Here is a 6,455-nt window from a genome sequence, read left to right as displayed (position 1 = left end):
AACTTCGGTTCTTACCATCGCATGTCGCAGGAGCGGGACTGATGAAAAAGGTTTTGATTACACTGGCGATCTTCTTCGCCATGGCTGGGACTGCCAACGCCGACCCGATTTTTACGCCGATTTTCACTGCGATCTTCTCCGGCATTGGTTTCACCGGTGCCACTCTTGCCGGAATTAGCCTCTTCGCGAGTGCTCGCGTGACCCGCCTAATCATCGGGAGGTGCCGGAAATGACCATGTTGAACGCTTGGCGTCGCGACGGTGATATCTTGCTGTTGACGGATACTGCCATGCTCCGGCAGTCGTTCCGCCAGTCAGGCCGGGTTGCCAGCTTCGCCAACAAGGTGACGACTTTCCCGCACCTCAATGCGGCGGTTGCCGTCCGTGGCAGCGCAGCGCACATTCCGAGCCTCTTAGTGGCCCTGGCAAAATCCGACTTCCAGACATATTCGGAATTCGAGAACGGCCTTTCCGCCCGTCTCAAGCGGTTGCCGCTGTTCCGCTGGACCGCCTTTGATCTCGTCGTCGCACACGTCCCTAAAAAGGGCAATGCCCGCCTATGGGGCCTTTCTAACCGCCCGGTCTTCGGCGTGCCCGCCTGGCAGTTGGCGCCGTTATCCTGCATTTTCAACGAAGGCGAGGGCGACGACTTCGATGAGGACGCGACCAATCTCCCCTCACTGTACGACGAGGACGACGGCTCCTGCGTGAAGTGGTTGGCCTCGACGCAACGGAACGTCCTGAAGCCCTTCGGATGGTGCCGCCGGCCGGTGGTGGCAACCATCGGCGGCAGCGTCGTTGCGACCACAGTGAGCGCGACCGGCATTCATCAGCGGGAAGTCGGCCGCTGGCCTGACGATCGCGTCGGCAAGCCACTCGATCCGGCGGCCGTCTTCGTCCCGGCCAAGAGCCGCCGACCCAAGGAAAAAAACCGCTTCTCGTCCATCATGACTGGCGGATTCCTGGGCTGATCTAAGGAAAATCACATGTTCAACTGGCTTCGACGGCTTCGGCCGGCGGCGGAGACGCGTGCGCTTGACCTGGAGAACGGCGGCATCCTGGCGGCAATGGTTGGTCGCGTCTCAAGCGCCGGTATCACGGTGACGCCAGACACGGCGTTGATGGTAACCGCGGCGAGCTGCGCTATCCGACTGATTGCCGAGACCGTCGCCACCCTGCCCATTCTGGTGCATCGCCGGCTTGATGGCGGCGGCAAGGAGCGGGCGACCGACCATCCGGTTTACCGCCTGCTGCACGACGCGCCGAACGACTTCCAAAGCTCCTACGACCTCAAGCTCAAGGTGATGATTGACGCCCTGACGCGCGATGCCGGCGGGCTGATATTCATCAACCGGGTGGGCAATGAGGTCCGAGAGCTGATCCGCATCCCGCCGGCCAAGTGGTCGGTCTCGTATGACGATCTCGACGTTCCAACCTACTCGATTTCCGATGCCATCGGCTCCCGAAAGGTCGGTGCTGGCGACGTGATCCATATCCGGGCCTCCCTCGGGAAATCGCCTCTCACCCTGGCAACCGAAAGCATCGGGCTTACGTCGGCGCTCCAAAGCTACGCCGGGCGCCTGATGAAGAACGGTCCAAAGGCGGGGGCGGTCCTCTCCGCGAAGAACGACCTGACCCCGGCAGCCCTTAAGAATCTCAGGGATGCGGTAATCGCTCAGACCACTGGCGACGCCGAGGGCAGTTTGCTCGTTCTCCCGTCCCCGGTGGACTTCAACGCCGCCAGTTGGACGCCCGAAGCGCTCGAGCTCGTCGACCAGCGGCGCTTCCTGATCGATGAAGTTGCCCGCGCGTTCCGAACCCCATCGATTTTGCTTCATGAGTACGGCCGGGCGACGTGGGCGAACAGCGTCCAGATGCGGCAGGACTTCCTGACCTTTTCCATCCTGCCTTGGCTGGAGGCGTGGATCGGGGCAATCCTCCGTGTGCTGTTCTCGTCCGAAGAGCGCGACCAGTTCGACGTGGAGTTCCTCGTTGACGATCTTCTCCGCGCCGACCTGGCCTCGCGTGCCGATGCCTACGGCAAGCTCATCACCGCTCGCGTTCTGAACCCGAACGAGTGCCGCGCCATGGAAGGCCGCGCGCCTTACGCCGGCGGCGACGAGTTCCTCAATCCCAACACCACGAAAGACGGAGGTGCCGACAATGGTGCTTCAACTTGAACACGCCGCGGCGCTCGAAGTCCGTTTCGCCGGCCAGATCGAGGACGGCGCTCTGGAAGGTGTGGCCGTCAGGTTTGGCGTGATCGATACCTATGGGAGCACATTCACGCCCACAGCCTTCAAGGGGCTTGCCGGCCGGTCGGTGCCGATGCTGTGGGCGCACGACTCCCGCGAGGTCATCGGCTCTTGGACCTCACTCCGATCGACCTCTGAGGGGGTGATGGTCGCCGGCAAGCTGAACTTGGAGGTTCAGCGCTCCCGCGAGGTTCGCGCCATGCTGATTGCTGGCGACGTCAAGGGACTGTCGATCGGCTTCAACACCATTAAGGCCGAGTTGAAGTCCGGTATTCGGACCATCACGGCGGCCGAGCTCGTCGAAATCAGCCTCACCGCTTTCCCATCCGTGCCCGGCTCCGGCGTGACCGGTGTCCGGACCACCAATGACGATCGCTACGGCGCGGCGATCCGTCTTGCCATCGCGGCCAAGGCGGCCGCACGCGCCTTCCAGTGAAGAGGACAGCATGAACAAGATGATGCTTGAAACTCGCTCGGCGCTGCCGATCGAGACCCGCGAGGGTGCCGGCGGCGAAGGTGGTGACCCCATCGTCGCGGCCGTCGCTGCAATCGAGGAGATGCGCAGCGCTCAGACCACCTTCCATACCCAGCAGCAGCAGGGCGCCGAGGCTCTTCGTACCGAAGTCCGCTCGTTGACCGATCGCCTCACCGCGCTCGAAACCCGCAACAACCGCCCCGGCGGCGGTCAGCAGCAGCAGGAGGAACCCACCGCCGAGCGCCGGGCCTTCGGGACCTATCTCCGCTTCGGCAATGCCGCTCCGCCGGAAGAGATCCGCGCCCTTACCGTGTCGACCGACACGCAGGGCGGCTATCTCGCTCCGGCGGAGATGTCGACCGAGTTCATCAGGGATCTGGTCGAAGTGTCGCCGGTGCGCTCCATCGCCTCGGTTCGCTCGACCGGCGCACCGAGCGTGATCTACCCCAAGCGCACCTCCGGCACGAACGCGAAATGGAAGGGCGAGACGCAGTCGCAGGAGGAGAGCAATATCAGCCTCGGTCAGGCGGAAATCCCTGTCCGGGAGATCAACACCTTCGTCGACATTTCCAACCAGTTGCTCGCCGACAGCGCCGGACAGGCGGAGGCGGAAGTCCGGATGGCGCTCGCCGAGAACTTCGGCAAGACGGAGGCGACGGCCTTCGTCAACGGTGCCGGCCCGCTCCAGCCGGAAGGGTTCATGACCGATGCCGATATCGGCTTCACCCTCAACGGCCATGCGACGAACCTTTCGGCCGACGCGCTGATTTCGCTGCTCTATGCGCTGCCGGGCGCCTATCGCAACGCCGGTAGCTGGGCCATGAACGGCACCACGCTCGCCATGCTGCGCAAGCTCAAGGACGGGCAGAACAACTATCTCTGGCAGCCGGCCTATGTCGCCGGTCAGCCGGAGACCATCCTGGGCCGTCCGGTGGTCGAGATGGTCGACATGCCGGACATCGAGGCGAACGCCTTCCCGATCATCTACGGCGACTTCTCCGCCTATCGCATCGTCGATCGCGTCGGCCTCAGCATCCTCGTCAACCCCTACCTGCTCGCCACCGAGGGCACGACCCGCATCCACGCCACCCGCCGCGTCGGCGGCGGCGTGTTGCAGGCTGCCCGATTCCGCAAGCTGAAGATGGCCGCGAGCTAAGGAGACACAGACCATGCGTAATATCGTCTACAATATCGGCGCCGCTCCGGCGCTCGCTCCGGCGGTGCTCACCGCCACGGCCACCGGCGCCGTCCTCGACCTTCTCGGCTTCGAGAGCGCCGCCATCATCATCGCCACCGGCGCTATCGTCGGCGACGGCAACTATACCGCCAAGCTCCAGGAGAGCGACACCACCACGGCCGGCGACTTCACCGACGTGGATGATGACCAGCTTCAGGGCACTTTCCCGGCGTCTCTCGCCGCCGACAGCGTCGTCAAGGTCGGCTATGCCGGCTTCAAGCGTTACCTGCGCCTGGTGGTGACCAAGAACAGCGGCACGTCGATCGTCGCCGTCGCCCTGCTCATCAAGGGCCATGCCCATCAGCGCCCGGTGAGCTGATCCATTCGGCGGGGATTCTGAGGGTGATCGGGTGCGTCCGACAACGAGAAGCGAGATGCGGCCCGCCATCTGAACTTGATCCGTTCAATCTCGCAGACATCCCGAGCGTAGCACCTCTCCATGGCTGTGAAGCGCTCACGGCCCGGTCACCCACGCCCTGACCGGGCCACCTTCCCATAGGATTCCCATGCCAACTCGTCCGCCACGCATTGCCCCCTGCTGCGGCCTGACCATCGCGGCCGGTGAGCTATGCCCATGCCAGCGCCGACGTCAGCAGGAAGCGCGCCGCGCCGTTGATGCCAAGCGCCCAAGCGCCACGGCTCGAGGCTATGACGCCGCATGGCGTAAGGTGCGTTCCCAATTCCTCGCCGCTCACCCTCGTTGCGTCGAGTGTGGGGCCGCGGCAACCGAGGTTGACCACATCAAGCCCGTTGCCGAGCGGCCTGACCTCCGTCTGAAGTGGTCGAACCTGCGATCCTTCTGCAAATCCTGCCACAGCAGACGCACGGCACGAGACCAGGGCTTTGCGTGTCAGTCGACCACCCAAACCGCGAACGGCCATCCTGAGCCAACGTCGCGCCCGCCAACCCCGAACCGGGGGGTGGGCAACAACTTTCCCGCCGGCAGAAAGACCGAGCCGGTGTCCATCGCGAGCGATTTTTCCGAATTCGCCAACATTTTTTCGAGGTCCAGATGACGCTCATTCGCACCGTTGCACCGGCCTCGCTCCCCATCGACGAGGCCGTCGTCTTTGCCCATCTCCGCCTTATCCTCGATGATGAAGGCGAGCCGGCCACCGCTGAAGCGGATCTAGTGCGGTCCTACGTCGCCGCCGCCTGCGCGCTTCTCGACGGGCCGGGCGGCATGCTGGCGCGCTGCCTTATATCGCAGACGTGGGCGCTCAAGCTCCCCCGCTTCCCCCGTGGTCCGATCGCCATTCCCCTGCCGCCGGTGTCGGCCGTGTCGTCGGTGGCCTATCTCGACCCAGCGGGCGCTCCCCAGACGCTCGACGTCGCCGCCTATGTCGTGGCCGGCATCGGCTCCGATGACGTTGCCGTCCATTCCGCGCCGGGCACGTCCTGGCCTGCCGTCCGTTCCGGCCACCCCGAGGCGGTCACCGTCACCTTCACGGCAGGGTACGGTGCCACCGCCGCCGACGTGCCCGAGCCGATCCGCGGCGCCATCCTTGAAATCGTCGCGGACCGGTACGCGTTCCGCGAGTCCGCCTCCGCAGGCGTGTCGGTCGACCAGGTGCCGGCGACCGCTCAGGATGCCCTATCGTCCTTCATCAATTACAGGGTGCTTACCCATGGCTAAGTCAGGTGTCACCGGTGGTGCCGAGACGCGCGCTGCCCTGAAGGCCCTGCGTGCCGCCCTCGGTGCCCCCCTGAACGAGGCGTCCAAACGAGCCGTGGAGCCGATGGCCGAAGCCGCCAAGGATCTGCTTAAGCGGAACGGCAGTGTCAAAGCCGGCCGCCTTTACCGCATCATCACCGTTGTCCGAAACCGTAAGCGGTCCTCGGCATTGAGGCCTGTCTACGAAGTCGGACCTGACGGCTCTGACCCTGCATACAGGGAAGCCCATCTCGTCGAGTTCGGCACCGCCCCGCACTTCCAGCCCGAACTCAATCGGATGCACCCGGGCGCCCGGCCTAAGCCTTTTATGCGTCCTGCCTTCGAACAGAACAAGGAAGGCGCGGTGAAGATCTTCGCCGATACCATCGGCCCGGCCATCGAGAAACAGGCCGACCGCCTGGCGCGGCGCGCAGCGAAGAAGGCGGCGAAGAAATGAAGGCCGGCACTCTCGACAGGCGCGTGACCATGCAGCGCCTCACAACCGGCACGCCGGACGAATACGGTGTTCCATCGGAGACATGGAACGATCTTCGTACCGTGTGGGCACGCGTGACGCCTGACAGCGAGGACGAGAAATATCAGCTCGGGGTCGACCTCGCCTTCGTGCTGGTCAAGGTCCAGTGCCGATGGTTCGCCGGCCTGATCACGACCGATCGGTTGGTGATCGATGGCCGGGTCTTCGACATCCGGGGCGTTCGCGAGATCGGCCGGCGAGAAGGACTCGAGATCAAGGCGAAAGCTCCGGGGGTGGCTCTATGAGGGGCCGCCGCCCGACGCTCAAAGCCGTCGACGGCGGGCTAAACCGCGTCCCACC

At 64.4% G+C, this 6,455-nt stretch carries 10 protein-coding genes; all 10 read left to right on the top strand.

Features of this window, described 5'->3' with window-relative positions; genetic code table 11:
* The coding region (locus tag CJ014_RS10210) for a hypothetical protein (protein WP_207765717.1) at positions 1-233 on the top strand (233 nt) is incomplete at its 5' end.
* A complete protein-coding gene (locus CJ014_RS10205) occupies positions 230-970 on the top strand; it encodes a hypothetical protein (RefSeq protein ID WP_133121838.1) in 741 nt (246 codons plus the stop codon). The genes CJ014_RS10210 and CJ014_RS10205, both read left to right, overlap by 4 nt.
* A 15-nt stretch (positions 971-985) precedes the next feature.
* Positions 986-2,179 (top strand): phage portal protein, encoded by a 1,194-nt coding sequence (locus tag CJ014_RS10200; RefSeq protein ID WP_100080363.1) that lies wholly within the window; start codon positions 986-988, stop codon positions 2,177-2,179.
* The gene (locus CJ014_RS10195; RefSeq protein WP_100080362.1) at positions 2,163-2,690 is read left to right on the top strand and encodes an HK97 family phage prohead protease; all 528 of its coding nucleotides are present in this window, start codon (positions 2,163-2,165) and stop codon (positions 2,688-2,690) included. Before CJ014_RS10200 ends, CJ014_RS10195 begins: the two co-directional genes overlap by 17 nt.
* Before the next feature lie 10 nt (positions 2,691-2,700).
* A complete protein-coding gene (locus CJ014_RS10190; protein WP_100080361.1) occupies positions 2,701-3,885 on the top strand; it encodes a phage major capsid protein in 1,185 nt (394 codons plus the stop codon).
* A 13-nt stretch (positions 3,886-3,898) separates the two neighbouring features.
* Positions 3,899-4,285: a hypothetical protein gene (locus CJ014_RS10185; protein WP_100080360.1), complete on the top strand. Its 387-nt coding sequence runs from the start codon at positions 3,899-3,901 to the stop codon at positions 4,283-4,285.
* Between the two features lie 187 nt (positions 4,286-4,472).
* Positions 4,473-4,982 (top strand): HNH endonuclease, encoded by a 510-nt coding sequence (locus CJ014_RS10180; protein WP_100080359.1) that lies wholly within the window; start codon positions 4,473-4,475, stop codon positions 4,980-4,982.
* Entirely contained in the window at positions 4,979-5,602 is a 624-nt protein-coding gene (locus tag CJ014_RS10175; protein WP_100080358.1) for a head-tail connector protein, read from the top strand. Before CJ014_RS10180 ends, CJ014_RS10175 begins: the two co-directional genes overlap by 4 nt.
* Entirely contained in the window at positions 5,595-6,077 is a 483-nt protein-coding gene (locus CJ014_RS27355; RefSeq protein ID WP_165790812.1) for an HK97-gp10 family putative phage morphogenesis protein, read from the top strand. The genes CJ014_RS10175 and CJ014_RS27355 overlap by 8 nt, the downstream gene beginning before the upstream one ends.
* Positions 6,074-6,400, top strand: coding sequence for a phage head closure protein (locus tag CJ014_RS10165; RefSeq protein WP_100080356.1), 327 nt, complete (start codon positions 6,074-6,076; stop codon positions 6,398-6,400). The genes CJ014_RS27355 and CJ014_RS10165 overlap by 4 nt, the downstream gene beginning before the upstream one ends.
* The last annotated feature ends 55 nt before the right edge of the window (positions 6,401-6,455 follow it).

Origin of the sequence: Pleomorphomonas carboxyditropha, assembly GCF_002770725.1 — a bacterium.
Lineage (GTDB): Bacteria > Pseudomonadota > Alphaproteobacteria > Rhizobiales > Pleomorphomonadaceae > Pleomorphomonas > Pleomorphomonas carboxyditropha.
The sequence above is the reverse complement of the archived record's forward strand: the minus strand, read 5'-3'. Positions and strand labels throughout refer to the sequence as shown.

Excerpts from the sequence above, each read along its gene's own strand:
- CJ014_RS10205 (WP_133121838.1), top strand. The coding sequence starts at position 230 with ATGACCATGTTGAACGCTTGGCGTCGCGACGGTGATATCTTGCTGTTG.
- CJ014_RS10200 (WP_100080363.1), top strand. The coding sequence starts at position 986 with ATGTTCAACTGGCTTCGACGGCTTCGGCCGGCGGCGGAGACGCGTGCG.
- CJ014_RS10195 (WP_100080362.1), top strand. The coding sequence starts at position 2,163 with ATGGTGCTTCAACTTGAACACGCCGCGGCGCTCGAAGTCCGTTTCGCC.
- CJ014_RS10190 (WP_100080361.1), top strand. The coding sequence starts at position 2,701 with ATGAACAAGATGATGCTTGAAACTCGCTCGGCGCTGCCGATCGAGACC.
- CJ014_RS10185 (WP_100080360.1), top strand. The coding sequence starts at position 3,899 with ATGCGTAATATCGTCTACAATATCGGCGCCGCTCCGGCGCTCGCTCCG.
- CJ014_RS10180 (WP_100080359.1), top strand. The coding sequence starts at position 4,473 with ATGCCAACTCGTCCGCCACGCATTGCCCCCTGCTGCGGCCTGACCATC.
- CJ014_RS10175 (WP_100080358.1), top strand. The coding sequence starts at position 4,979 with ATGACGCTCATTCGCACCGTTGCACCGGCCTCGCTCCCCATCGACGAG.
- CJ014_RS27355 (WP_165790812.1), top strand. The coding sequence starts at position 5,595 with ATGGCTAAGTCAGGTGTCACCGGTGGTGCCGAGACGCGCGCTGCCCTG.
- CJ014_RS10165 (WP_100080356.1), top strand. The coding sequence starts at position 6,074 with ATGAAGGCCGGCACTCTCGACAGGCGCGTGACCATGCAGCGCCTCACA.